This window comes from Pseudomonas sp. MD195_PC81_125 (assembly GCF_014060985.1).
GTDB classification, from domain to species: domain Bacteria; phylum Pseudomonadota; class Gammaproteobacteria; order Pseudomonadales; family Pseudomonadaceae; genus Aquipseudomonas; species Aquipseudomonas parakoreensis.
In genome coordinates this window covers 1-776 of sequence record NZ_JABULD010000767.1, presented here as the reverse complement: position 1 = coordinate 776, position 776 = coordinate 1, and the positions used below count along the sequence as shown (strand labels likewise).

The following is a 776-nucleotide window of genomic DNA, read 5'->3' as shown; positions in this document are numbered from 1 at the left end:
CTCCCGCCGATTTGAGCTATACAGAGACAGCGCTCGATAGTGGCTATCTGCTGTCGCCCTGCGCCTGCCAATAAAAACAAGAAAAACCAAGGGAGACTTCCAGTGAAGAGCTTGCTCTATCCCGCCGTCTCGCTGATGAACCGTCTGAGCTTCGGCATGAAGTTCAGCCTGATCAGCGTGCTGTTCCTGGTGCCGATGCTGGTGACCAATTTCTATCTGGTGCGCGATTCCTACCGCGAATTCCAGGGCACCCGGGTCGAATTGCAGAGCCTCGATCTGCTGGGCAGCAGCCTGAGCCTGCGCCGGGATCTGGAAACGCTGAATAATCTGGTGCAGATCAACGTTGTCCTCGGGCAGTCCGGCAAGGCCGACAACCTCGAGGCGCAGATCAGCAGCCTGGAGCAAGCCGTGCTGGCGCGCTTGCAAGGTCTGCAGGCGATGACCGACGATCCCGAGCAGGCCAAACTGTTCGACGGCAAACGCGACGAAATGATCAGCGCGTTCAAGGCTCAACAGGCGGAAAGCTCCCTGCAAAGCAAAAGCGCGATGATCGGCAAATTGCTTGGTAATGCGCAGATATTCAGCCAGATCATCGCCAGTCAGGCCGGGCTGAGCCGCGACAACCAGAGCGACATCCGCCAGCTCAGCGAATTGCTCACCAACATTACCCCAGGCGTCACCCAAACCCTCGGCGAAGGCCGGGCCATCGGCTCGTATTCGTTGGGGCAGGGCTTTCTCAACAGCTCGTCGAGTACCCGTTTCGACGAGTTGCTGGC

The 776-nt window shown here is 58.5% G+C and carries 1 pseudogene; it reads left to right on the top strand.

From position 1 onward, the window contains the following. Nucleotides 1-102: 102 nt before the first annotated feature. A pseudogene (locus HT737_RS28955) lies at nt 103-776 on the top strand (methyl-accepting chemotaxis protein); the annotation flags it as partial.